Source organism: Sphingomonas alpina, assembly GCF_014490665.1.
Lineage (GTDB): Bacteria > Pseudomonadota > Alphaproteobacteria > Sphingomonadales > Sphingomonadaceae > Sphingomonas > Sphingomonas alpina.
This window is the reverse complement of sequence record NZ_CP061038.1, coordinates 2973540-2997909: the sequence shown is the minus strand read 5'-3', so window position 1 is coordinate 2997909 and position 24370 is coordinate 2973540. Positions and strand designations below refer to the sequence as shown.

Annotated in this window: 22 protein-coding genes, 1 tRNA gene, 1 pseudogene and 1 riboswitch; of the genes and pseudogenes, 14 read left to right on the top strand and 10 right to left on the bottom strand. The window is 63.9% G+C overall.

The window, feature by feature from the left end; genetic code table 11:
• Positions 1-22: 22 nt before the first annotated feature.
• Positions 23-928: a LysR family transcriptional regulator gene (locus H3Z74_RS13835; RefSeq protein WP_187760220.1), complete on the bottom strand. Its 906-nt coding sequence runs from the start codon at positions 926-928 to the stop codon at positions 23-25.
• A gap of 120 nt (positions 929-1048) precedes the next feature.
• On the opposite strand from H3Z74_RS13835, the gene H3Z74_RS13830 reads away from it, so the two are divergent.
• Positions 1049-1378, top strand: coding sequence for a UrcA family protein (locus H3Z74_RS13830; RefSeq protein WP_187760219.1), 330 nt, complete (start codon positions 1049-1051; stop codon positions 1376-1378).
• 260 nt (positions 1379-1638) lie between these two features.
• Here the strand turns inward: H3Z74_RS13830 and H3Z74_RS13825 are convergent, their stop codons facing one another.
• Positions 1639-2487: an N-formylglutamate amidohydrolase gene (locus tag H3Z74_RS13825; RefSeq protein WP_187760218.1), complete on the bottom strand. Its 849-nt coding sequence runs from the start codon at positions 2485-2487 to the stop codon at positions 1639-1641.
• Between the two features lie 120 nt (positions 2488-2607).
• Here H3Z74_RS13825 and cpdR point away from each other — a divergent pair, with 120 nt between their 5' ends.
• The 3 genes from cpdR to H3Z74_RS13810 all read left to right on the top strand — a co-directional run bounded on the left by cpdR (position 2608) and on the right by H3Z74_RS13810 (position 3976).
• Positions 2608-2985 carry a cell cycle two-component system response regulator CpdR gene (gene cpdR / locus H3Z74_RS13820; RefSeq protein ID WP_034161550.1) on the top strand — a complete coding sequence of 126 codons (378 nt, stop codon included), beginning with the start codon at positions 2608-2610 and terminating at the stop codon, positions 2983-2985.
• Between the two features lie 46 nt (positions 2986-3031).
• A tRNA-Val gene (locus tag H3Z74_RS13815) sits at positions 3032-3106 on the top strand.
• Positions 3107-3367: 261 nt separating this feature from the next.
• The gene (locus tag H3Z74_RS13810; RefSeq protein WP_229726577.1) at positions 3368-3976 is read left to right on the top strand and encodes a TetR/AcrR family transcriptional regulator; all 609 of its coding nucleotides are present in this window, start codon (positions 3368-3370) and stop codon (positions 3974-3976) included.
• 73 nt (positions 3977-4049) lie between these two features.
• Here the strand turns inward: H3Z74_RS13810 and H3Z74_RS13805 are convergent, their stop codons facing one another.
• Positions 4050-4220, bottom strand: coding sequence for a hypothetical protein (locus tag H3Z74_RS13805; protein WP_187760217.1), 171 nt, complete (start codon positions 4218-4220; stop codon positions 4050-4052).
• A gap of 160 nt (positions 4221-4380) precedes the next feature.
• Between H3Z74_RS13805 and H3Z74_RS13800 the strand changes: the two genes are divergently transcribed.
• The gene (locus H3Z74_RS13800; RefSeq protein WP_187760216.1) at positions 4381-6984 is read left to right on the top strand and encodes a TonB-dependent receptor; all 2604 of its coding nucleotides are present in this window, start codon (positions 4381-4383) and stop codon (positions 6982-6984) included.
• A complete protein-coding gene (locus H3Z74_RS13795) occupies positions 6984-7760 on the top strand; it encodes a hypothetical protein (protein WP_229726576.1) in 777 nt (258 codons plus the stop codon). Before H3Z74_RS13800 ends, H3Z74_RS13795 begins: the two co-directional genes overlap by 1 nt.
• A gap of 5 nt (positions 7761-7765) precedes the next feature.
• Here H3Z74_RS13795 and H3Z74_RS13790 read toward each other — a convergent pair whose 3' ends face one another.
• Positions 7766-8167 (bottom strand): Lrp/AsnC ligand binding domain-containing protein, encoded by a 402-nt coding sequence (locus tag H3Z74_RS13790; RefSeq protein WP_229726575.1) that lies wholly within the window; start codon positions 8165-8167, stop codon positions 7766-7768.
• 213 nt (positions 8168-8380) lie between these two features.
• Between H3Z74_RS13790 and putA the strand changes: the two genes are divergently transcribed.
• Entirely contained in the window at positions 8381-11497 is a 3117-nt protein-coding gene (gene putA, locus H3Z74_RS13785) for a bifunctional proline dehydrogenase/L-glutamate gamma-semialdehyde dehydrogenase PutA (RefSeq protein ID WP_187760215.1), read from the top strand.
• Between the two features lie 162 nt (positions 11498-11659).
• On the opposite strand, the gene H3Z74_RS13780 is transcribed toward putA, so the two are convergent.
• The gene (locus H3Z74_RS13780) at positions 11660-11806 is read right to left on the bottom strand and encodes a hypothetical protein (RefSeq protein ID WP_187760214.1); all 147 of its coding nucleotides are present in this window, start codon (positions 11804-11806) and stop codon (positions 11660-11662) included.
• Positions 11807-11918: 112 nt separating this feature from the next.
• A riboswitch (cobalamin riboswitch) is annotated at positions 11919-12127 on the top strand.
• Positions 12128-12262: 135 nt separating this feature from the next.
• Between H3Z74_RS13780 and H3Z74_RS13775 the strand changes: the two genes are divergently transcribed.
• From H3Z74_RS13775 to H3Z74_RS13760, 4 genes are read left to right on the top strand one after another with little or no spacing between them, the layout of a single operon-like run.
• Positions 12263-14182 (top strand): TonB-dependent receptor plug domain-containing protein, encoded by a 1920-nt coding sequence (locus H3Z74_RS13775; protein ID WP_229726574.1) that lies wholly within the window; start codon positions 12263-12265, stop codon positions 14180-14182.
• Complete coding sequence (locus H3Z74_RS13770; RefSeq protein ID WP_187760213.1) at positions 14182-15102, top strand: ABC transporter substrate-binding protein; 921 nt, start codon at positions 14182-14184, stop codon at positions 15100-15102. The genes H3Z74_RS13775 and H3Z74_RS13770 overlap by 1 nt, the downstream gene beginning before the upstream one ends.
• The gene (locus tag H3Z74_RS13765) at positions 15099-16064 is read left to right on the top strand and encodes a FecCD family ABC transporter permease (protein ID WP_187760212.1); all 966 of its coding nucleotides are present in this window, start codon (positions 15099-15101) and stop codon (positions 16062-16064) included. The genes H3Z74_RS13770 and H3Z74_RS13765 overlap by 4 nt, the downstream gene beginning before the upstream one ends.
• On the top strand, positions 16055-16825 hold the full coding sequence (locus H3Z74_RS13760) for an ABC transporter ATP-binding protein (protein WP_187760211.1): 771 nt from the start codon (positions 16055-16057) through the stop codon (positions 16823-16825). The genes H3Z74_RS13765 and H3Z74_RS13760 overlap by 10 nt, the downstream gene beginning before the upstream one ends.
• 258 nt (positions 16826-17083) lie before the next feature.
• Here the strand turns inward: H3Z74_RS13760 and H3Z74_RS13755 are convergent, their stop codons facing one another.
• Positions 17084-17950, bottom strand: coding sequence for a LysR family transcriptional regulator (locus H3Z74_RS13755; protein WP_187760210.1), 867 nt, complete (start codon positions 17948-17950; stop codon positions 17084-17086).
• A 126-nt stretch (positions 17951-18076) separates the two neighbouring features.
• On the opposite strand from H3Z74_RS13755, the gene H3Z74_RS13750 reads away from it, so the two are divergent.
• Complete coding sequence (locus H3Z74_RS13750; protein WP_187760209.1) at positions 18077-19573, top strand: CoA-acylating methylmalonate-semialdehyde dehydrogenase; 1497 nt, start codon at positions 18077-18079, stop codon at positions 19571-19573.
• Between the two features lie 143 nt (positions 19574-19716).
• Here the strand turns inward: H3Z74_RS13750 and H3Z74_RS13745 are convergent.
• From H3Z74_RS13745 to H3Z74_RS13730, 4 genes and pseudogenes are all read right to left on the bottom strand, one after another.
• Positions 19717-19887: pseudogene (locus H3Z74_RS13745) on the bottom strand (transposase); the annotation flags it as partial.
• Between the two features lie 49 nt (positions 19888-19936).
• Positions 19937-20749, bottom strand: coding sequence for a sterol desaturase family protein (locus H3Z74_RS13740; protein WP_187760208.1), 813 nt, complete (start codon positions 20747-20749; stop codon positions 19937-19939).
• Positions 20750-20859: 110 nt separating this feature from the next.
• Positions 20860-21915 carry an AraC family transcriptional regulator gene (locus tag H3Z74_RS13735; protein WP_187760207.1) on the bottom strand — a complete coding sequence of 352 codons (1056 nt, stop codon included), beginning with the start codon at positions 21913-21915 and terminating at the stop codon, positions 20860-20862.
• Positions 21916-22053: 138 nt separating this feature from the next.
• Positions 22054-22854, bottom strand: coding sequence for a sterol desaturase family protein (locus H3Z74_RS13730; protein ID WP_187760206.1), 801 nt, complete (start codon positions 22852-22854; stop codon positions 22054-22056).
• A gap of 482 nt (positions 22855-23336) precedes the next feature.
• On the opposite strand from H3Z74_RS13730, the gene H3Z74_RS13725 reads away from it, so the two are divergent.
• Entirely contained in the window at positions 23337-23840 is a 504-nt protein-coding gene (locus H3Z74_RS13725; protein ID WP_187760205.1) for a hypothetical protein, read from the top strand.
• Positions 23840-24322, top strand: coding sequence for a hypothetical protein (locus H3Z74_RS13720; RefSeq protein ID WP_187760204.1), 483 nt, complete (start codon positions 23840-23842; stop codon positions 24320-24322). The genes H3Z74_RS13725 and H3Z74_RS13720 overlap by 1 nt, the downstream gene beginning before the upstream one ends.
• Positions 24323-24370: the final 48 nt, after the last annotated feature.

Sequence of the window (24370 nt, the reverse complement as noted above, 5' to 3'; positions counted from 1 at the left end):
CTTCCTGAAAGTGTGCGGCTCGCTAGGGGCGGCTCGCCGCCAGGCGTTCCCGATCGAGCTGCGTCAGCCGTTCGGCGAGAAAATCGAGCACCACGCGGACGCGCGGTGTGTGCCGCAGCCGCTCATGTGTCAGCAGCCACAGGCCATGCGTGTCGTCGCGCAGTGGTGGCAGGCACTGGAGCAAGTCCGGGTCATGGTCCGCCACCAGGCAGGGCAGGACGGCCAGGCCGAAGCCCGATCGTACCGCGGCGAGCAATCCCGCCGCCGAGCTATGGTGCATCGCGACCGCCGCTTCCAGGTCGTTGGCCTGCAGCCATTCGCGGTACAGGCGCCACAGACCCGCTTCTCCGCCCCCGATCAGCGGATGGCCGATCAGCTGGCTGCGCCGCGTCGGGCGTCCATGCTCGGCTGCATAGGCGCGGCTGCAATAGAGCGTCCATACATCGTCGCACAGGCGTCGTCCGACCAGCCCGGCGCCACTCGGGCGGATCGCGGTGCGAAGCGCCACATCTGCCGCTCCTGCGGCCAGGTCGCGCGCTTCTTCGCTGGTATCGAGGTCGATGCGGATCGCCGGATACGCCTGATGCAGGTCTCGCAGGATCGGTGCGAGAATGGTTACCGCGAAGATTTCCTGCGTGGTTACGCGCACCGTGCCGCTGATTTCGCGCTGCTGCGATGCAGCAGTGTCGGTCATCGACTGGACCGCGCGTTCGACCTTGCGGGCATGTGCGACGAGGTCCGCGCCGGCCTCCGTCAGGCGATATCCGGCCGGGCTGCGCTCGAACAAGGTAACGGCTAGTGCGCCCTCCAGCGCAGATATGCGTCGTGCCACCGTCGTCTGGCTGACTCGCAATGCCCGGCCGGCAGACAGCGTGCTGCCCGAATCGGCCACTGCCAGGAAATGCCGTACGTCATTCCAGTCGATCATGAGCCTGTTCTGCACTTTTGCATAACGGCAGTGCAACATCGTTGTTCGTCAAACGTGATGTGGCGGGCGTATAAAGATCTTGCACCGGTGCCGAAGACCTCATCGTTTCGGAGAATGGACATGAAGATTCTTATCACGCTGGCGGCCATGGCCGCCGGGACTTTCGTCGCGCCCGCTTTCGCTCAGGATGCCGAGCTTGGCGCCAGCCCGCAGGTCGTGAGCTATGCCGATCTCGACCTGGGCACCGCCCGCGGTGTCAGGGCGCTGGATCGCCGGATCGACCGGGCGGTTCGCCAGGCTTGTGGCTGGGCATCGGACTTCGACCTTGCGGGCCAGAACGATCTGCGCCGTTGCCGCAAGGAAACGATTGCCCAGATCGCTGCGCGACGGTCGCTGGCAATCGATGGCGCGCGCCAGCCGCAACTCGCGCTCAACGATGGTCGTCACTGAACCGGATATCCCGTGTCGTCCTACGGATGACGCGGGATATTCAGGCCGACGCGACCGCAAATACTCCTCCCATCGCGTTATGTTTTATTGCCGTCAAAAACCCCTTGAACCCCCAAAACCCCTTACCTATATCTGCTTCACGAGGCTCGTGTCCCCCCTTTCGCGTAGCCTCGCGATACACCCTCGGGTGTATCTCCTCCCTGAACCTTGGCCACCTCGGGCGTATGCCCGGGGTGGTTTTTTTATGTCGCTGGAACGGGTTATTCCGCGGCGAGCGTTGCCGGTATGGCGAGCGCCTCGTCGGCGAGCGCGTCGATCATCCGGCGCAACAGTTGCGCGGTTTGCGATAATCCGCTTCCAGGCCCGTCGAGTGCCTCATCGAGATAGAGTGCGCGGTCGAACTCGATCTGCACGGCGTGAATGCCCTTTCCGGGGGCCGCGTGACGATCGAGAATATGTCCTCCGGCATAGGGCGTGTTGACTGCCCCGGTCATGCCCGCCGCCATTGCTTCGGCCTCAAGCCGATGGACGAAACGCGCTGCCGCCGATCGCCCGAACCGGTCGCCGAACACGATTCCGGTGCCCGACTCGAGCGGCGGCATCGAGTGTATGTCGAGGAGCACCGCCACTCCGAAACGCGCCCGGGCCGTCACCAGCAGCCGGGCGAGCAGGTCATGGTAGGGCCGGTGATCGCCCGCGATCCGGCCCATCACTTCTTCGCTGTCCAGCTTGCGCTGCCAGATTTCGCCCGTGCTGGCCAGACGACGGGGGATCAGCCCGAGGCCGCCGCGCAGTTTGGCCGATTGCATGCCCATGGCGCGTCGGTCGGCGCCGCCATCGATATGCGGATCGCGCTCGTCTTCACCGCGATTGAGGTCGATCCAGGCCCGCGCGTGGCGCTGTACCAGCATCGTTTCGTCGCCGCGTGCCGCAAGCGCCACTGCATCGATATGCCGGTCCTCAAGTGGCCGCAGCCCGGCCAGCGGAACGCGGATCGCAGCGCGCAACGCCAGCGGATAGTCGCGCCCGGCATGCGGTACGGACAGGATTATGGGACTGGCCGGCTCAAGCGAACCGTAGAGATCGAAAGACGGGGCGGCGATGGCCATCGCCGTTACCGTAGAGGCGGGGCTTTCGGACCGCAATCCACGTCGCGGGCTGGAAATTCTTAAGGGCTTTGCGCTAAGAAGGATCTTCCGAAATCGGGTGGGTAATCGAGTGGGACCGAAATGATCAGGATTCTGCTGGCCGAGGACGACCGGGTGATGCGCGAGTATCTGACGCGTGCGCTCGAACGGTCGGGCTATGCCGTCAGCGCGGTGGATCGCGGCACCGCGGCAATTCCTTTGCTTGAGAATGAGCATTTCGACCTGTTGCTGACCGACATCGTCATGCCGGAGATGGACGGCATCGAACTCGCGCAGCGTGCGGGTGAGATGGTCCCCGATCTGCGCGTTATGTTCATCACTGGCTTTGCCGCTGTCACGCTCAAGGCGGGCAAGCAGATGCCGCAGGCGCGCGTCTTGTCCAAACCGTTCCATCTGCGCGACCTCGTCCTGGAGGTCGACCGGATGTTCGAGAAAGAAAGCGCCACCGGCGGCCTTTGAACGCTTGCGCGGGGCGAAAAGCCTCGCTAGAGCGCGCAACTCGCGTGGGCGTGTAGCTCAGTGGTAGAGCACTGTGTTGACATCGCAGGGGTCGCAAGTTCAATCCTTGCCACGCCCACCATTTCCTCCTGAACGACCGCGCGATACCCCCGCGCACCGATGGTCGTCAGGCCGACCGCCGGATAAATCGTTGGTCCCCCCGCTTCCCGTCAGCCAGGTTCCCAATCGGCCGTGTCCCCAATCGGCCGGGTCCCCAATCGGGATGTTGCGCTATTGTGGCTCTCATATGAACATTTGTGAAAGTCGGGGCGATCCCTTAACCTGATCGTAAGACTTGGGCAGGGGTGCTGCCCGTGAGACGGATTTTGGGGAGGATGCGAGTTTGGGTAGGGGTGACACGCCGGTACGCGAGAAGCGGCGGAAACGTCATTCGGACGAGGCGCGCAACGAAGGGCTGACTGCCGCCCGCGAACTGCTGCTCAGCGAGGGACCCGCAGCGGTCACGCTGGCCGGGGTCGGCAAGAAGATCGGCATGTCGCATACCAATGTGATCCATCATTTCGGATCGGCAGCCGGGTTGCAGACTGCGTTGATGGGATCGATGATCCGAGATCTGGCCGGGGCGCTCGACGATGCGGTGAGCCATTTGCGGACCGACGCGGCGGCGCCGAGCATCCTGATCGACCAGGTCTGGACCGCATTCGACGAAGGCGGTGCAGGTCAGCTTGCGGCGTGGCTCGTGCTGACGCGCGAGGTCGATCATCTCGAACCGATCCGTCAGGCGGTGCTCGATCTGGTTGCAGCGGTGAAGGAGAAATATGCCAGCGATCCGGAAGCCGATGAACGTATCCGGTCGATCGTGCTGCTGATCGCGATCGCCGCCTTCGGCGATGCAGTGATCGGACCGCATCTGCGCGGCATGCTTGATCAGGATTCGGATGCCGGTCGCAAGCTGATGTCGCGCCTGCTCCCCGTTCTGGTCATGGGCTAGGGGGCGGACTGGCTTCCCGGATTTGGGGCTCGACCAGCATCGCTGACGCTTCCCATGCGACAGGTCGGGCCGTTCACACTCCCCGCGTGGCGACTATGTCATGCCGGCCCTCGGCACCGTCGGTATCGCGTATCTCGAAGAGAATCTCGCCACCACAGGACCGCACGTCGATGTCGCGGCCCAGACCCGGGTTGACGCTACCTTCAGCCTGATGCGGCTTTGGGCGATCGATATTCTGCTCCATACAGGCGTAGATCGGCACGGAATTGCTGCCGGAGGAAGTCGCCGCCGGAGGGGCGTCCGCATCCAGTCGGATGCCGAATTGTCCTTATTATGTAACCTTTCTTTCCTCATAGTGTCGCCGAGCGACGCTAGCGCCCCCTCAACTCGATGGGGATACGCAGATGAATCGCAGGATTTTCGCCACCGCAATCGCTTTTGCGATTTCCGGAACCTCCGCCGGTCAGGCCGATGCGCAGGATGCGCCGATGGTTGATCAGGCCGATGAAGATATCGTCGTCACCGGACAGCGCGCGCAACAGGAGCGCGCGATTGATCTGAAGCGCCATGCGATCGGCATATTGGATGTCGCCGCCGCCGACGAGATCGGTCGCCTGCCCGACCGCAACGTCGCCGAGGTGGTCGAGCATTTGCCTGGTGTTGGGGTGACCTATGATCAGGGCGAGGGTCGTTATGTGGCGATCCGCGGCGTTCCGTCAGCGCTCAACAACTACACGCTGAACGGTATCGAGATCGGCAATCCCGACGGCACCACCCGCTCGCTACCGCTCGACATCGTGTCCGGCCAGCTACTCAACCGGGTCGAGGTGGCCAAGGTCAAGACCGCCGATATGGACGGGCAGGGAGTTGGTGGCGCGATCAATCTCGTTACCCAGACGGCGTTCGACTTCAAGGACCGCTTCTCGATCGCGGGCAGCGCCAAGGCGGGCTATCAGGAGATCAACAAGAAGGTGCCGGTGCAGGGCGATCTCAGCATCGCGACACGCTTCGGCGCTGATGAGCAGTTCGGCCTGGTGCTCGGCGCGAGCTATTCCAACCGTGATTTTGTCAGCGAAGGCTTTTATCCCGACAATTGGAAGCCGGTGGCAGGCGCTGCGCGCGGCGCCGTGCCGGACAACATCAAATATACCGAATATCAGCTTGATCGCCGCCGCCTTGGGGCGAGTGGTTCGTTCGACTGGCATCCCAGCGATACGCAAACTTTCTTCATTCGCGGCGTTTACAGCAAGTTCATCGAGGATGAGGTGCGCGGCCGCTATCGGCTCGATTTCACGCTGACGCCCTACAGCTTCAACGCCGATGGCCTGACCGGCACGACTCCGGGCGTGGCCAGCGCCGCGACCGGCGCCGCCGGCTCCGGCCCGGAGCGGCGCGAGGATCTGCGGCTCGATTACAAGGCGAAGACCGTGCTGACCGGCATGATCGGTGGATCGACCGAACTCGGTGCGCTCAAGCTCGATTATGTCGGCGCGCGCAGCCGCAACGAGGTGCTTGACCAGTTTCCGATCTGGCAGTTCCGCTGCAACACCGGCCCGGTCAATTTCAACTTTACCAATGAAATCTATTCGGCCACGCCGGTCACCGAATGCACCCCGGCACAGATGCAGTTTCGGCAATATACCTATTCGCACCAAAAGGGTGTCGAGACGATCTGGCAGGGCAAGTTCGACGCTACCTATGATCTGGGCGGAGAGGATTTCGTCAAGGCGGGCGTGAAATATCGCGGCACCAATCGCGAATTCGATGCCAATAACGATGTCTATGATCGCGGCAGCAATCTCGCGACGCGCTTCACGCTTGGCCAGTTCAATCTCGGCGGCGGCAACGTCTATGTCTATCCCGACGGATCGAACCTCGATCACGGCTATCTCAACAGCCCGACGATCGATCCGGTGGCGATGCAGGCGTTCACCAACGCCAATCTGGCGAGCCCCTATTTCGTTTATAACAGCGCGACATCGCTGGCCAATGCGACGCTCAGCGACTTCTCATTGTCGGAGGATGTCAGCGCCGCCTATGCGATGGCCAACTGGACGCGCGGCGCGGTGACTGTGACGCCGGGGTTGCGCTTCGAACATACCAGGCTGGACATTACCGGCTTCCAGTTGCGGACCGGGACGACGATCGTCACGCCGATCAGCCAGACGCGCAGCTATGATGATTTCCTGCCATCGCTGGTGGTGCGTATCCGCCCGTCGGATACGACGGTGTTCCGCCTCGCTTATTCGCGGAGCCTCGGCCGGCCCGAATATGCCAATCTGTCGCCTGGCGGTTCGCTGGATACGACCGTGGCGGCTAACCCGACGCTGTCACTGGGCAACCCCAACCTGAAGCCCTATCGCGCCGATAATTTCGATGCGACCGGTGAATGGTATTTCGCCAAGGGCGGCTTGCTGAGCATCGGGGTGTTCGCCAAGCGGATCAAAAATCCGATCTTCGGCCAGACGCTGACCCTGACCAACACGACTTATAACGGCGCGCTTTATCCGATCCTTAAAGTCTCCCAGCCGCTCAACGCCGACAAGGGCGACATCATCGGCATCGAGGCGCAATTCCAGCAGCAATTCACCTTTCTGCCGGGCCTGTTGTCGGGGTTCGGCATTCAACTGAACGCCACGCTGACCGATTCAACCCTGCGCTTGCCGAGCGGCCGGACCTCGACCTTCCCGAGCCAGTCGAAATATCTCTACGGCGCGGAACTCTTCTATCAGCGCGGTCCGGTCGAGGCGTCGATCGCCTATCACAATACCGGCTACGCCTTGCTCTCCACTGGCGACCAGTCCTTCCAGGATCAGTATAATGACGATCTGCGCCGCCTCGATGCCAAGGCGAGCTTTGCGGTGTTCGACGGTATCCGCCTGTTCGCGGAAGCGCAAAACCTGACCGACGAACCGACACGCCAGTATCAGGGCGGGCATAAGGACTGGATCATCCAGAACGAGCGTTATGGTCGAACCTTCTACGCCGGCATATCGGCCAAGTTCTGATGCTGGGCGCCCTTCTCCTTGTGCTTCAGGCGGCGACCTTGCCTGCCGCAACCGAAGTCCGACGCATGCCGGCGCCCGAGGCGCATCAGGGCGTCGTGGCCGATCGTACATATGTCTATGCGATCTCCAATGCCGAGATCGGCAAATATGACCGTCGGACCGGCAAGCGGATTGCTCGCTGGCAAGGCGATCCGACATTGTTCGTCCATATGAACAGCTGTGTGCTGAACCGGGCCGAGATCGTCTGCGCCGCGTCCAACTATCCCGATGTGCCGCAGGCGAGTTCGGTTGAATGGTTCGACACCCGCAGCATGCGTCATATGCGCAGCCATAGCTTCGGTCCCGGCCGTGGTTCACTGACCTGGCTCGACTGGCACAAGGGAAGCTGGTGGGCGTGCTTCGCCAATTACGATGCGAAGGGCGGCGAACCGGGGCGCGACCACCGCTACACGACATTGGTGCGTTTCGATGCGACTTTTCACGAAACCGGCGCCTGGCTGTTCCCGCAGGATGTGCTCGACCGGTTCGCGCCGTACAGCTCATCGGGCGGGGCGTGGGGGACGGACGACCTGCTCTATGTCACCGGCCATGATCGGCCCGAACTCTATGTCCTGACCCTGCCCGAGGCCGGCAGCCGGTTGATCCACAAGGCGACCATCGCCATCCCGACGCCGGGCCAGGCGATCGCCTGGGATGCGGCCGAGCCGCGCCTGCTCTGGTCGATCGATCGCCGCGGTGGACAGATGGTCGCGAGTCGTATTCCGGCGGTGCGCTGAAGGGCTCAGACCGGCAGCGCGGTCTCTGCCTTGATCTCTTCCATTACCGCATAGGTGTGGGTCTGGGCGATACCGTCGATCGAGCCCAGCTCATCGCCCAGGATGCGGCGATAGTCTGCCATGTCGCGACAGCGAATCTTGAGCAGATAGTCGAAACCGCCGGCAACCATATGGCATTCGGTGACCGCAGCGAAGGATCGGATCGCTGCGGCGAAGTGCCCGAATACGTCAGTCGTGGTGCGATCGAGCGTCACCTGCACGAACACCAGCAGCCCGAGATCGAGCCGCACCGGGTCGAGGCGTGCGGTATAGCCGGTGATATAACCGTCGCGTTCGAGTCGTTTGACCCGTTCCTGACACGGTGTCGGGGTCAGGCCGACGCGGCGGGCGAGCGCGAGGTTCGACATCCGACCGTCATCCTGCAACGCTGCCAGGATACGTCGGTCGATGGCGTCGGGTTTGGCGACTGGGTTGATGGTGAATCATCCTACTTGAGATCAATTTTACAGATAATATAGCTATAAATAGACGAATATACAGACTTTATCCTCTGGCTTGTGCCGCGATAGAGGCGGCGATCACCAGCTTTAAATCGCCAGTTCCAAACGGAGGGTCCGCCCATGTCCTCGATCACGCTTCCCGGCCTGAGCCGCGCCGCCGTCCATGCCGCCTATCGGATGGCGGAGGAATCCTGCGTCGCTCAGCGGCTGATCGAGGCAGAAATCCCGCCCGCGGAACTCGCCGCGACCGATGCGCTCGCGCGCCGACTGGTCGAGGGCGTGCGCGCCAAGGGGCAGGGCAACGCGGTCGACAGCCTGTTGCACAGCTTTGCGCTGTCGACTGATGAAGGCATCGCCCTGATGTGCCTGGCCGAAGCGCTGCTGCGCATCCCCGATGCGGCGACGCGCGATCGACTGATCGCCGACAAGATCGGCGGCAAGGAATGGAGCGCTAATCTCGGCCGTTCGCAGTCCCTGTTCGTCAACGCCTCGACCTTCGGCCTGATGCTGACCGGGAGCGTGGTCGCCCCGAGCGAAGGCGAGGATTGGGCGGCAGTGGCCAAGCGCGCGGTGGCACGGCTCGGCAAGCCGGTGATCCGCCGCGCGATCTTCGAAGGGATGCGCATCCTTGGCCATCATTTCGTGTTCGGTCGCACCATCGGCGAAGCGCTCAAGCGCGGCGCGTCGGGCGTGGAGACGCACAGCTTCGACATGCTGGGCGAGGCGGCGCGGACTCAGGGCGATGCTGACTTTTATTTCAATGCCTACAAGAACGCGATCGCAGCGGTGGGAAAGGCGCGGGGCGGCGCAGGCGGTAAAGGGGGCGAAGTCGAGAGCGTCAACGGTGTGTCAGTCAAATTGTCCGCGCTCCACCCGCGCTATGAATGGGCGCAGGTCGATCGCATCAAGGCGGAGATGCTGCCGCGGTTGCGCGAACTGGTTGCGGACGCCGGCGCGGCCGATATCTGCCTCGCGATCGATGCCGAGGAAGCCGACCGGCTCGATCTGTCGATGGACCTGATCGAGACGATCGTTGCCGATGACACGCTGTTCGCAAACGGCTGGCGCGGCTTCGGGATCGTCATCCAGGCCTATCAAAAGCGCGCCGTGCCGATGGTCGACTGGACCATCGCACTGGCCCGCCGATATCAACGCAAGATCATGGTCCGCCTGGTCAAGGGCGCCTATTGGGACAGCGAAGTGAAGGCGACACAGGTCGGCGGGTTTGCCGATTACCCGGTCTTCACGCGCAAGGCCTCGACCGATGTGTCCTATCTTGCCTGCGCGCGCCGCCTGCTCGCCGCCGATGATGCGATCTATTCGGGGTTCGCCACGCACAACGCGGCGACCGTCGCGGCGGTCAAGGCGATGGCCGATGGCCGGATCTTCGAATTCCAGCGCCTCCACGGCATGGGCGAGGAACTGTACGACGTGCTGCGCGAAGGGGAGGGCGATACGCCCACCGCAGTGCGTATTTATGCACCGGTTGGCGGGCACAAGGAACTGCTCGCCTACCTGGTGCGCCGCCTGCTCGAAAACGGCGCCAACGCCTCGTTCGTCAACCGCCTTGCCGATGCCGACCAACCGGTCGAGGCGATCATCGCCGACCCGGTCGCGGCGACCGCGGCGCTCGATGTCCGGCGCAACCCGCGTATTCCGCTGCCGAGCGAATTGTTCGCGCCTGAGCGGCTGAACTCGGCTGGCATCGACCTGTCCGATCCTTTGGTGCGCGCGCCGCTGATGGTACGTCTCACCGCACTGGAGGCAAAGCACCCCATCGCCGCACCGATCATTGGCGGCAAGACGCTGAAGGGCAGCAAGGTCCCCGTAACCGCGCCGTTCGACCGCAGCATCACCGTCGGTCATGTGGTCGAGGCGACGCCGGAGGCCGTCGCACAGGCCGTGACGCTGGCTCATGACGCTCAGCCCGATTGGGACGCAGCCGGCGTCGATGTCCGCGCCGACGCCCTGGAAGCGGCGGCCAATCTCTATGAAAAACATACGGACGAACTGCTTTCGCTATGCGTGCGCGAGGCGGGCAAGACCGTGCCGGATGCGATCCTCGAACTGCGCGAGGCGGTCGATTTCCTGCGTTATTATGCAGTCGAAGCGCGGCGCCAGTTCGGCCCGGCCGATCCGCTGCCCGGCCCGACCGGTGAATCCAACACGCTGACCCTGCACGGTCGTGGTGTCATCGCTGCGATCAGCCCGTGGAACTTCCCGCTCGCCATCTTCACCGGCCAGATCGCCGCCGCGCTCGCCGCCGGCAACAGCGTCGTCGCCAAGCCCGCGGGTCAAACCCCGCTGATCGCGGCGCGCGCGGTCGAACTGCTGCATCAGGCGGGTATTCCGGGGGACGTGCTCAATCTCCTGCCCGGTGACGGCAAGGTCGGCGCAGCATTGGTCGCGCATCCCGGCATCGGCGGCGTGGTGTTCACCGGATCGACCAATACCGCGCGCTCGATCAACCTGACGCTGGCGCAGCGCACCGGTCCGATCGTGCCGCTGATTGCGGAGACCGGCGGGCAGAATGCGATGATCGTCGACAGCTCGGCTTTGTCCGAGCAGGTCACGCGCGACGTGGTGCAGTCCGCCTTCCAAAGCGCCGGCCAGCGCTGCTCGGCGCTGCGCGTGCTGTATCTGCAGGATGATATCGCCGACGGCGTGCTGGAGATGATCTCGGGTGCGATGCGCGCGCTGACTATTGGCGACCCGCGCAAATTGTCGACCGATGTCGGCCCGGTGATCGATGCGGCGGCGCGCGCATCGTTGCAGAAGCATAGCAACGAATTGAGTGGCGCAGTTGTTTGCCGGCTGGATCTGCCGGTCGGGCAGGGCAATTTCGTCGCTCCTGCCGCGTTCAGCATCCCCGCGATCTCGGCCCTGTCACAGGAGCATTTCGGCCCGCTGCTCCATGTCGTGCGCTTCGCTGCCGAAAATCTGGATGCGGTGATCGATGCGATCAACGCGACTGGTTTCGGCCTTACGCTTGGCGTGCACAGCCGCATCGATACGACGATCGAGCGCATCGTCGCCCGTGCCCGGGTCGGCAATATCTACGTTAATCGCAATCAGATCGGCGCGGTGGTTGGCAGCCAGCCGTTCGGCGGCGAAGGCCTGTCGGGAACGGGGCCCAAGGCCGGCGGGCCACATTATCTCGCGCGGTTCGCGACCGAGCGGACGCTGTGCGTCGATACGACGGCGGCCGGGGGAAATGCGACCTTGCTGGCGAGCTAAAGCGTGATGGGCTGAAGGGGCGCCTCATCCCGCCGTTCGTTTCGAACGGAGGGCAGGTTCGTTCTGCCGCAATCCGATCTGGCCCTCATCATCGACGATACCATATTCCTCAGCCCCTTTCTTGAAGGGGAGGGCTATCAATCATGGCTCATGAACCTGGTATCAGAGCGCGGCAATAATTCCGCCGATCGCCGCCCATAGCAGGATCGAAATGATGGCGGCGACCACGAGGCCGGCGCCGGGGGCCATGGTCCGTCCCACATCCTGGGGCGGCTGAGGTGGCAAATGCTTCAATTCAAACGTTCTCACGACCAGTTCCTTCAAGGAAATGAGCTGCGAATGGCTCCTTATCCCCTTCCTTTCCTGCAAATTTACTAACGTGGATCGCGGCACTTGGTTGCACATCGGTGACGAGCCGCGTAGGGGCCGCGTCGTGACGGGTTCCCGGAGACGGGAAGCAAAAGGGAAGTTCGGTGCGCGGGCGAGAGGCCGCCAATCCGACGCTGTTCCCGCAACTGTAACCGGCGAGCTGGTGCTCCACATACGCCACTGGGCCGATCGGGCCTGGGAAGGCGGAGCATCACGCGAAGACCCGGAAGTCAGGAGACCTGCCCGACACGGTCGATCCACTGCGCGGGCGGGAGTTCCGGTGCGGACGAGGGCAAACCCCGATGGGGCACCTTTGAGCGAACGACATGGAATCGGGCCGTTGGCCGGATGTCGTTCCTGACACCCGGTACCCGGCCCCATGCAAAGGGGCATACCATGTTCGAATACCGTAAGATTTTGCTGACCGGCGCAGTGCTGTTCACTGCGACACCGGTCATGGCGCAAGACACCACGCCGAGCGATGATGGGATCGCGATCGCCGATGCGAAGAGCGAAGAGATCGTCGTCACCGCGACCGGCGTGGCGCAGCCGATCGATCAGGTCGGCCAGGCCGTCACGGTCATCACGCGCGCCGACATCGAGCGTCGTCAGACCGTCAGCGTCTCCGACCTGCTGGCCACCACACCGGGCGTCACTGTGTCGCGCAATGGCGGCATTGGAACCGTCACCGCGGTGCGGATCCGCGGCGCCGAGGACGCGCAGACGCTGACCATCATTGACGGCGTTCGCGTCAACGATCCTTCATCGCCCGCCGGCGCGTTCGATTTCGGCAATCTCTTTGCCGGATCGATCGACCGGATTGAGGTCCTGCGCGGGCCGAACTCCGTGCCTTGGGGTAGCCAGGCGATCGGCGGGGTCGTCAACATCATCACCGCAAGGCCGACCGAGGGGCTGCAGGCACGCGCCAATGCCGAGTATGGCTATGCCGACAGTGTCAGCGCCAATGCCGCGATTTCGGGCAAGAGCGGTATTTTCTCGGGCTCGCTGACCGGCGGTTACGTCCGCACCGACGGCATTTCGGTCGCGGCCAATGGCAACGAGCGTGACGGCTATCGCCAATATGGCGCGACAGCACGAGTCGGTGTCGAATTCACCCCCGGCATCGGCCTCGACCTGCGCGGCTATTATGCGAACAGCCGTACCGATCTCGACGGCTTCCCTGCGCCGAACTACACCTTGGCCGACACCAATGAATATTCCACCGCGCGGGAGCTCTATGGCTATGCCGGCGTGCATGTGAACCTGCTCGACGATCGGTTGAAGAACCGCATCGCCTTCACCATCGCCGATGTCGATCGTGACAATTACGATCCGGCGTTCGGCACCAAGCCGTCCTTTATCGGACGCGGCCGCACGGAGCGCTACGAATATCAGGGCGATTTCCGCGTCATCGACCAAGTACGCGTCGTCGCCGGGGCAGAGCATGAGAATAGCCGCTACGCCGATGCCTCCACGCGCTACAGCACCGGGGTCACAAGCTTTTACGGCGAATTGATCGTCACTCCCGTACGGCAGCTGACAATCACTGGCGGCGTGCGCAACGACGACCACAAGGCCTATGGCAACCGGACCACGTTCGGCGCGAGCGCTGCGCTGGCGCTCGATACCGGCACGACGCTGCGCGCGAGCTATGGCGAGGGCTTCAAGGCGCCGACGCTGTACCAGCTCTACGGCCCTTATGGTACGCCTGGCCCGGCCACTCCCGGCGTTCCGGCGCGCGATGCGCTGCGGCCTGAAACGGCCCGCAACTATGATGTGGGCGTGGAGCAATCCTTCCTGTCGGGCGCGGCGCGCGTCGGCGTGACCTATTTCAACCGCGATACGAAGAACCAGATCGATTTCGATCTCGGCACCTTCACCTACCAGAATATTGCTCGCACGCGGGCCGAAGGCGTCGAGTTCGAACTCGCGCTGCGGCCGGTCGACGCGCTGACCTTCACGGCAAACTACAGCTATATCGACAGCGAGAACCGCTCGCCGGGCAGCAATTTCGGCAAGGACCTTGCCCGCCGCCCGCATCAGACGGTCAGCGCTTCGATCGACTATCGCTTCCCGTTCGGCCTGTCGGCGGGCGCGACGGTCAGCCATGTCGGCGACAGCTATGACGATGCCGGGAACTTCAGCCGGCTCGACGGCTATGTTCTGGCCGGCCTTCGCGCCTCGATCGCGGTCGCCGACCGCTTCGAAATCTATGGCCGCGTCGATAATCTGTTCGACGAAAAATATGAGGTCGTGCGTGGCTACGGCACCTATGGTCGCGCGGCCTATGGCGGCGTGCGGGTGAAGTTCGACTGATGAAGGCGCTCCTGCCGCTCGCGCTGTTGCTCGCCGGGTGCTCTGCGCCGTTGCGCGACGGTGCGGGCGGCGGGTCACAAGGGGGGATCGTTTCGACCAATCCATGTGCCGATGCGATCCTGATCGAGCTGGTCGATCCGGCGCGGATTACCGCGATCAGCCAATATTCGCACAATCCGGCGGCAAGTTCGATCGCCGCCGATGTGGCGCGCCGTTACCCGTCTACGGCAGGGACGGCGGAAGAAGTCATCGCGCTGCACCCCGCGCTGGTGCTGACCAGCAGCTTCACGCCGCTCGCCACGCGCGCGGCGTATGAGCGGGCCGGGCTGAAGACGCTGGTGATGGACTCGCCAATCACCATCGCGGCGAGCAAGGCGCAGATCGAACAGGTCGCAGCGGCCGTGGGGGCGGTGGACAAGGGCAAAGCACTCAACGCGCGTATCGATGCCGCGTTGGCGTCGTCCGCCATCCCTTCCGTTCGCGCTGAGCCCGTCGGAGCGCCGCCCTCCTCTTCGGGCGTAGAAAGCAGGACGGGGCTTCGACGGGTTCAGCACGAACGGGGAAGGGGTAACGCAGGGCACCCTTCGGCCCTGCTGTTCATCGCCGGAGACCTGGTCAATGGATCGGGGACATTGCTCGACGAATTGCTGACCCATGCCGGTTTTCGTGACGCCGCCGCCGATTATGGCCTCGCCTCGACCGGGAGCCTGCCGATCGAAACCATCGTCACCAAACCGCCGCGCGTGATCATGACTCCCGACACGACCGCCCGCACCGCCGCGCTGCGTCGCCGCGTTCTGGCGAGAATCGGAGCGAACACCACCGAAGTCGCCTTCCCGCGCAACCTGGTCAATTGCGGCGGCCCGACGATCATCCCGGCGCTCGCCGAGCTGGCGAAAATCCGGCGCTCGCTGTCATGAAGCTCAAGCTGTTCCTGCTCGCCCTGCTGGTCGTCCTTGCGTTCGGCCTGTCACTGGTCGCCGGAAAGGCCTGGGTGCCCTTGTCCGCCTGGTTCTCCGCCGATCCGCGCTGGGCGATCATTCTCGAGCTGCGTTTGCCGCGCGCGGTGCTTGGCCTCGCGATCGGTGCGGTGCTCGGCCTGTCGGGCGCGGTGCTGCAAGGCTATCTCAGGAACCCGCTCGCCGATCCCGGGGTGGTCGGCGTGTCGTCGAGCGCGGCGCTCGGTGCGGTTGCTGCGATCGTGTCCGGCGTCGCCATCAGCCCATTGATCGTGTTCGCCTGCGCGATGCTCGGCGCGGGCGGATCGATGCTGCTGCTTGCCGCGCTGACCTGGCGCCAGGCGAATGCGGTGACCTTCATTCTCGCCGGCACCGTGCTGGCAAGCCTTGCCGGGGCACTCACAGCTTTCCTGATCTCGATCACGCCCAATCCCTATGCGGTCGCCGAGGTGATCGAATGGCTGATGGGAGCGCTGACCGATCGCAGCCTCGACGATGTCCGGCTGGCGGTCCCGTTCATGGTGGCGGGCGCGGTGCTGCTGCTGCTCACCGGCCGTTCGCTCGATGCGCTGACCCTAGGGGAATCCGCCGCTCGCTCGCTCGGTGTGCGGCTCGGCCGGCTCCAGGCATTGGTGGTGCTCGGCACTGGGCTGACCATCGGCGCCAGTGTCGCGGTGACCGGCGTGGTCGGCTTTGTCGGCCTGGTCGTGCCGCACCTGCTGCGTCCGTTGTTCGGGCACAGGCCAAGCGCGCTGCTGCTGCCGAGCATGCTTGGCGGGGCGGCGCTGGTGCTGATCGCCGACAGCCTGTGCCGCCTGATCCCTGGCGCGGGTGAGCTCCGTCTCGGCGTTGCCATGGCGCTGATCGGCGGGCCGTTCTTCCTCGCTTTGCTGTTCAGGGGACGGAGGCTGGCATGGAGCTGAGCGTCGAAGCGCTTGCCGTCAGCCTGTCCGGTCGCTTGGTACTGGACGATATTACCGCGACGCTTCGGCCCGGGCGCATTACCGCGATCCTCGGCCCCAACGGTGCTGGCAAGAGCAGCCTGGTCAAGGCGGCCGCAGCGTTGATCCCGCTCGCGCGGGGCGCCGTCCGGCTCGACGGCCGGGATGTCGCCGTGTTCGATCCGCGCGAGCGCGCCCGATGGATCGGTTACTTGCCGCAGGACGCCGTGGTGCACTGGAACGTCACAGCCGCCGATGTCGTCGCACTCGGCCGCCTGCCGCACCGCACGCCCTATGCTGCGCCGTCGCCGCAGGATTTCGACGCGATCATGCGTGCGATGGCGGCGACCGAGACGCTCCATTTCGCCGAGCGCCCGATCCAGCAATTGTCCGGGGGCGAGCGTGCCCGGGTACTGCTTGCCCGGGTGCTGGCGGGCGAGCCGCGCTGGCTGCTCGCCGATGAGCCGCTGGCCAGCCTCGACCCGGCGCATCAGATCGACATTCTCGACCGGTTGCGTGACGCCGCGAACGCCGGGGCGGGGGTGGCGATCGTGCTCCACGACCTTGGCCTCGCGGCGCGTGCGGCGGATGACGTGCTGCTGCTGAAGGACGGGCTGATGGCCGGTTTCGGGCCAGTCGCGGAAGCGCTGACCCCCGATGCGATCCGCATGGTGTTCGGCGTCGAGGCGCGCTGGGTCGACACGCCCGATGGGCTGCCCTTGCTGGTGACGGTCGGCCGCTAGAACATCCGGCTTAATGACAGGGCTTGGGGAGATATGGGACACCGGAATGTGTCAGACCCCGTCCCGGCCGGAGAGCCGGGAGATATGGGACACCGGACTGTGTCAGGCAGCCGCCTTCGCGAGGGGGCTGAGAGATATGGGACACCGGTAGTCAAGAGATATGGGACATCAATAATATTGTTATATATAAGTTAGTTAATAAGATATTGTTGGTCTCGGGCGAGCGCGGGATGTGGATCAGGTGAGCTCGCAGCGGCTTTAGCTCACCGCTGCCGCAACGCCGCGGAGCCATTCGATCACCGCCTGGATGCGCGGCGTCGCATGGGTGTCCTCATGCGTCACCAGCCAGAAGCTTCGCCCTAGCGTCACCCCGGGCAAGACCGGCACCAGCGAGTGATCGCGCGTGGCGATGAAATTGGGCAGGATGCCGATCCCGGCACCCGAGCGGATCATCGCATGCTGCACATTGATGCTGGTGCTGCGCACTTGCGCGACCAGTCCGTCATGGATTTCGGAAAGATAATCCAATTCCACCGCGTGAATATGTTCGGGCACATAGCTGATCAGCGTATGGCCCTCGAGCGCCGCTGCATTGTCGGGCATGCTCCGCGCGTCGAGATAGGCCTGGGTCGCGTAAAGCCCGAGTTGATAATCGGCCAGCTTGACTGCACGCAAATGCCGGTTGCGCGGCCGCGCCAGCATCACTGCGATGTCCGCTTCGCGCTTCGAGGGATTGAGGAAACCCGAGGCGGTGATCAGGTCGAGCCGGATATTGGGATGGCCGGCGCTGAACGCCGCGATGCCCGGCGCGACGACATGAGTTGCGAGCCCTTCGGCAAGGCTGAGGCGAACATGTCCGGCCAATGCGCTGTTCGGATCGCCCGCGGTCACCGCGATCACCGCCGCCTCGATCGTCTCGGCATGGGCAAGCAGCGCCTGGCCCGCTTCGCTCAGCCGGCGCTCGCCGCCGAGCATCTCGAACAAGGGTGCGCCCACATCGCCTTCGAGCCGCGCAAGGCGACGTGACACGGTGGTCACATCGACACCCAGTGTCCGCGCCGCTGGCGCGATACGCTGTGCCCGTGCCACCGCGACGAAAATCCTCAGATCATCCCAGTTTCGCATCGACCCCTGCAAAAATGCACATCAAGGCGGCGAATATAGGCTCTTGTCGGCAGAAATGCCTAGTGGGATAGGCGCTGCAACGAATTGCGGCAGCCGCTGTCGGTCGCCGCCCCCGGAGAAATCGACATGCGGCAGATCGACCATTTCATCGTCGGCCATTCAGGCGGCGGCGCAGCGCGCAGCGGCGACGTGTTCGACCCAAATACCGGCCAGATCCAGGCGCAGGTTGCGCTCGGTACCCAGGCCGATCTCGACCGCGCGATTGCCGCGGCGCAGGCAGCGCAGCCGGGCTGGGCCGCGACCAACCCGCAGCGCCGCGCGCGCGTGATGTTCAATTTCAAGGCGCTGGTCGAACAGAATATGGAGGAGCTGGCGCATCTGCTCAGTTCCGAACATGGCAAGGTCATTGCCGACGCCAAGGGCGATATCCAGCGCGGGCTGGAAGTGATCGAATTCTGCTGCGGCATCCCGCATGTGCTGAAGGGTGAATATACCCAGGGCGCCGGCCCCGGCATCGACGTCTATTCGATGCGCCAGCCGCTTGGCATCGGCGCGGGCATCACACCGTTCAACTTCCCCGGCATGATCCCGCTATGGATGAGCGGCGTCGCCATCGCGACCGGCAACGCCTTCATCCTCAAGCCGTCGGAGCGCGACCCGTCGGTGCCGGTGCGGCTTGCCGAGTTGTTCCTCGAGGCCGGGCTGCCTGAGGGCATCCTGCAGGTCGTTCAGGGCGACAAGGAAATGGTCGATGCGATCCTTGACCATCCCGCGATCAGCGCGGTCAGTTTTGTCGGGTCGTCGGACATCGCGCATTATGTCTACAAGCGCGGCGTCGCGGCGGGCAAGCGCGTGCAGGCGATGGGCGGGGCCAAGAACCATGGCATCGTCATGCCCGACGCCGATCTCGACCAGGTCGTCGCCGACCTGTCGGGCGCGGCATTCGGCAGCGCTGGCGAGCGCTGCATGGCGCTGCCGGTGGTGGTGCCGGTCGGCGAGAAGACCGCGATTGCGTTGCGCGAAAAGCTGATCCCGGCGATCGCCGCACTGCGCGTCGGCGTGTCTACCGACAGTGACGCGCATTACGGTCCGGTGGTCAACGCGGCGCACAAGCAGCGGGTCGAGAACTGGATCCAGACCGGCGTCGACGAAGGCGCCGAACTGGTCGTCGACGGGCGCGGCTTCGAGCTTCAGGGGCATGAGAAGGGCTTCTTCATCGGCCCGAGCCTGTTCGATCACGTCACGCCGCAGATGGAATCGTACAAGGAGGAGATTTTCGGGCCGGTGCTGCAGATCGTCCGTGCCGATGATTTCGAGCATGCCGTGCGCCTGCCGAGCGAGCATCAGTACGGCAATGGCGTCGCGATCTTCACCCGCAACGGCCATGCCGCGCGCGAATTCGCCTCGCGCGTCAATGTCGGCATGGTCGGCATCAACGTGCCGATCCCGGTGCCGGTCGCCTATCACACCTTTGGCGGGTGGAAGCGTTCCGCATTCGGCGACACCAACCAGCATGGCATGGAGGGTGTGAAGTTCTGGACCAAGGTCAAGACCATCACCCAGCGCTGGCCCGACGGCTCGCCCGACGGCGGGAACGCCTTCGTCATCCCGACCATGGGGTAGGGCGCGGCGTGCATTCCCAGAGGACGATCTATCGCTGCGGTACGCCCGGCAGGCCTGGCCTGCCGGGCGGAGCGGGCAAGACGTCGGTCTTCTGCGTCAGCTTCATCGACTCAGGACCTGTCCCGCTCGGGCGGGCCGCCTGCGAAAACCCCGGCTGCTCCGCCCAGCAACTGCTCTTTCCAGCTGGTGATCTGGTTGACGTGCACATCGTACAGCTGCGCCAGTTCGGCCCGCGTCTTCTCTCCTTTCAGCGCCGCCAGGGCCACCATCGCCTTGAACCCAGGAGCGTGAGTCCGTCGCGCCCGTTTCGTCATTTCTACTCCTGATCTTCCCCTTGCTATGGGCCCCCACCCGTATTTCCGCTTACGCCGTGACCGGATCAGTCGACGTCTTGCCCCGGCTCACCACGGCTTCGAATTTCTCATGATAGCGCGGATGCTCGGTGCCCATCATCCGGTCCCACCAGGTGAAGTAGATCCCGAAATTATACCGCCCCTCGCTGTGATGCAGGTCATGGTGCGTGGTGGTGGTGAGCCAACCGGTCCAGCGGCTGCGCGTGAATCCGCTCCACGCCAGTTCATGGCCCGAATGGCCGAGCACGTTGCGCAGCATCTGGTGGGCGGCGAAGAACAGGCCGGCGATCGGATAGATCGGCACGATCCACGACATGGCGATCAGGATGATCGGCCCGAACAGCGCCTCGGTGACGGATTCGATCGGTGCGAAGGAATAGGCCGCCCAACTGGTCGGGGTGCGCGAATTGTGATGTGCGGCATGCGCGCGGCGGAACATCGCGCGCAAATGCAGCATGCGGTGCATCCAGTAGAAATAGGTGTCGTGCGCCAGAATGATCACGACCACCTGGATGATCAGGATCAGCGGATCGGGCGGGCCGAAATCGACCTGGCCCAGCCCGAGGCCGACGGCCGCGACGGTAAGCAGTCCGACGAACGGAAAGATCGCGACCGTGCGGATCGACTGGAAGATTTCCCGCCGTCGGTCCGCCATCGTCGCCACGCGCTGCTGAATGCGGCGCGCCGCGATATAGCGCCGGGCAAGCCAGAAGATCGCGGTCACGCCGGCTGCGGCGACCAGATAGCGGATCAGTTCCTCCTGGAAGCCGAAAAACCAGTGAGCGGCGAACGTGCGTACTATCTCGATCAGGGTTTCGATCATCACAGGGCTCCGTCGGGAAAGATCCTCCCGGCCGGGGCTATGCGATCCTGTCAGGCGCGGCTGCGCGCGCTCGAAAATCCTCGATTGATTTCGAAATCAATCGGCATTTTTCAATTATCCATAATCGCACCGCGGCGAAACTTGCTCGGCGCCTCGCCGGTTTCCTGGCGGAAAGCGCGGTTGAACGGCGCGAGCGAGCCATATCCCAGGTCCATCGCGATGGTCAGGATCGGCAAGTCAACATGGGCCGGGTCGGCAAGCAACGCCTTTGCTTCGGCGATACGGTGATGGTTCAGAAAGGCCGAGAAGTTGCGATAGCCGAGCCGCTGGTTGATCAGGCTGCGCAGCCGGTGCTCGGGCGTACCCAGCCGTTCCGCCAGGCCGCCGATCGACAGGCCCGGTTCGCGGTGGACCGCCCCGGCGATCGCGGCGTCGAGCTTGCGCTTCAGCACATGTTCGGACGGGCTGAGCTTGGGTTCGGGCGCGGGTTCGGCCGGATCGAACAGCAATTCGGGATCGCTTTGGAGGAATGCCACCGCGACGGCAGTGGTCGCGATGAGAATGGCGATCGACTGGCCAAGGGCGATGCCAAGACCGGAGTAACGGAAGCCGGACAACATCTCGAGCACCAGCACGATGAACGCGATACTGCCGACCAGCACGACAAAGCCGAAACGCAGGCGGCGGCGCTTCTCGATCAGGTCGTCGCCGCGCTCGAGAAACGCGATCATGATTGCCTGGAGGATCAGGACCAGCGAAATGCCGTGCTGGATCAGCGCGATCCAGAATTGCGTGCCCCAGAATTCGGCGCCCGGCGCCCAGCGTGCCGCGATGAGATAGGAGATCGCACATCCGACCAGCGCCGCGGCGCTGCAGAACGCTGCGCGCCGGTCGATCGGGCGCTCGAACAGCAGATGGGCAAAGGTCCACAACAGCCAGGGCGTCATCTGCGCAGAGAAGCGGACGATCAGCCACAGCGGAGCATCGAGCGGACGGAACAGTGGGGTGGCGGCCGCGAGATAGGAAGCAATACCGGTCAGCAGCAGCGCGATCGCCACCCGGATCGCATGTGGGGCGCGGCCAAGGCCGATCACGATCATGATCAGCAACAACTGGCCGATCGCCAGCATGCGGATCGCCATGTCGAGCAGGATAAGCCTAGTCATCGCTATAATATGACCTGCCCGCGCGGCGGCGTCCATCGTGCAACATGGCCGGTCGACGTTTTTGAAGGGATGCGCTCGTCATTGCGATCCCGACCATGGATTGGTGGACATGGCGCACCACCGCCGCTGCCGTTCGGCCTAGACCAGGACCGGATCCGACGCGATCTTGCTGCGTCCCGCTACGGCTTCGAACTTCTCATGATAGCGCGGATGCTCAGTGCCCATCATCCGATCCCACCAGGTGAAATAGAGCCCGAAATTATACCGTCCCTCGCTATGATGGAGGTCATGGTGCGTGGTGGTGGTCAGCCATCCGGTCCAGCGGCTGCGGGTGAACCCGCTCCACGCCAGCTCATGACCCGAATGGCCGATCGCGTTGCGCAGGATCTGATGGCCGAGGAAGATGAACACGGCGAGCGAATAGACCGGCATGATCGCCGACATGGCGATCAGCAGGACCGGGATGTACAGCGATTCAGTCACCGATTCGATCGGCGCGAAAGCATAGGACGCCCAACTGGTCGGCGTGCGCGAGACATGATGTGCGGCGTGCGCGCGGCGGAACAGGGCGCGCAGATGCAGCCCGCGATGCATCCAGTAGAAATAGGCGTCGTGCATGATGATCAGCACGATCAACTGCGCCGTGAAAACGGTCGGGTCGATCGGCCCTTTTTCGATCCTGATGAGTCCCGCGCGGATGGCGGCAAAGGCGATCAGCCCGACCAGCCCGAAAATGGCGACCGTTTGTACCGACAGGAACAGTTCGCGCCGCCGGTCAGCCATGGTTGCCTGGCGCTGCTGGATACGCCGGGGTGCAGTCCAGCGTCGCGCCAGCCAATAGGTCAGCGCCACTCCAGCCGCGCCGAACAGGTAACGGATCATCTCGACCTGGAAACTATGCACCCAACGCAGGGCGAATGTCGTCAGCGTTTCGATCATCATGCGGCCCCATTACCAGCTGCCTCTTCGGGCGACTCTAGCTCATCTCGAACGGGCCGGCTGTGCAAGTCTGAAAATCCCCGATCAATTCTGAAATTGCGAGACGTTTTTCAGCTGGATTTTCAGTTGGGGTTGATCACGCAGTGGCGCGGACGCGCGGGGTTGAAGCATCAGCCGGATCATACAGAGCGCGTTATGGCTTGCGCGGCGGATGACGCCCATCACATTTCCGCAGGGCTCGGGCGGCCAGGGAGAGGTTTCGCGCGGAATGCGTTACCAGAGGATGTGATCGCTGCTTATTCCCTTTGGTTAGGTAAGCTTGTGTCCCCGCGAAGGCGGGGACCCAGTCTGGGCTCCCGCCTTCGCGGGAGCACAAGGAAGGGGAGGTCACTCTCGATTTATGTCATCCCTTGGCCGAAGGGGATAAGCATTGATGCGATCGGGGACTTGCCGCCCCGGCAAATGGAGGCACCGGCTTTTTCATGACCAAGAAACTGATCATTCCCGCGATTCTGGCCTGTGCGCTCGCCGCCTGTAATGGTCCGGCTGCACCGTCGAACGAGTCGGCAGACGCCCGTGATGGCATTACCGTCAAGCCTGCCAAGCCGGTGAAGGAAACAACCGTCGCCACCGACAAAACCGTCGATGTGCGCAAGCCCGCGCCGAAATCGCCAACGACATTCCCGGCCGCCTTTCAGGGGCGCTGGGGCATGACCGCCAATGATTGTGATCCGGCACGTGATGACAACAAGGGCTTGCTGACGGTCTCCGCCGGCGGCCTCAAATTCTATGAATCGCGCGCCAAGGTCGTGACGATCGCGCCCATTTCGGACAATGGGCTGGCGGCCGATCTTACCTTCAACGGTGAGGGTCAGACCTGGAGCAGCAAGACCGTGTTCCAGCTTGTCGATGGCGGCAAGACCCTGCTCCGTACCGAGGAAGAGCCGGCATCCTCTTATCGCTACGCCAAATGTCCGGCGGCGTGATGCACGTACTGCCTGTTGCCGGCCTTGTGGCCCTGGCACTGACCCTGGCGGCCTGCTCGTCCGAGCCTTCCGACAATCAGGCCGCGGCCAGCATCGAGGCGACCATCGCGGCGAACGAGTCCTCCGACGCCGCACGCGGCTTGCCGAAAAGCGATGCGCCAAGCGCTGCCAAGGCAGCGAAAACCTTGCCGCCGGCCTTTCTCGGCCGCTGGGGCATCACACCTGCCGATTGCGATTTCAGCCGCACCGATACCAAGGGGCTGGTGACGGTCTTTGCCGACAAGTTGAGCTTCTACGCATCCACTGCGAAGATCGATGCGCTGTCGCGCCAATCGCAGTACAAGATGACCGCCGACCTGAATTTCACGGGTGAGGGGCGGAGCTGGCAGAAGCGCACCACGCTCGAACTGGTCACGGCGGGCACAGCATTGGTGCGGACCGAACAATCGCCCGCCGCGACCTATCGCTACGAGCGCTGCTAGGGGATATCGCATGACCACCCGGCTCACCCTTTTCGGCGCGAGGTGCGA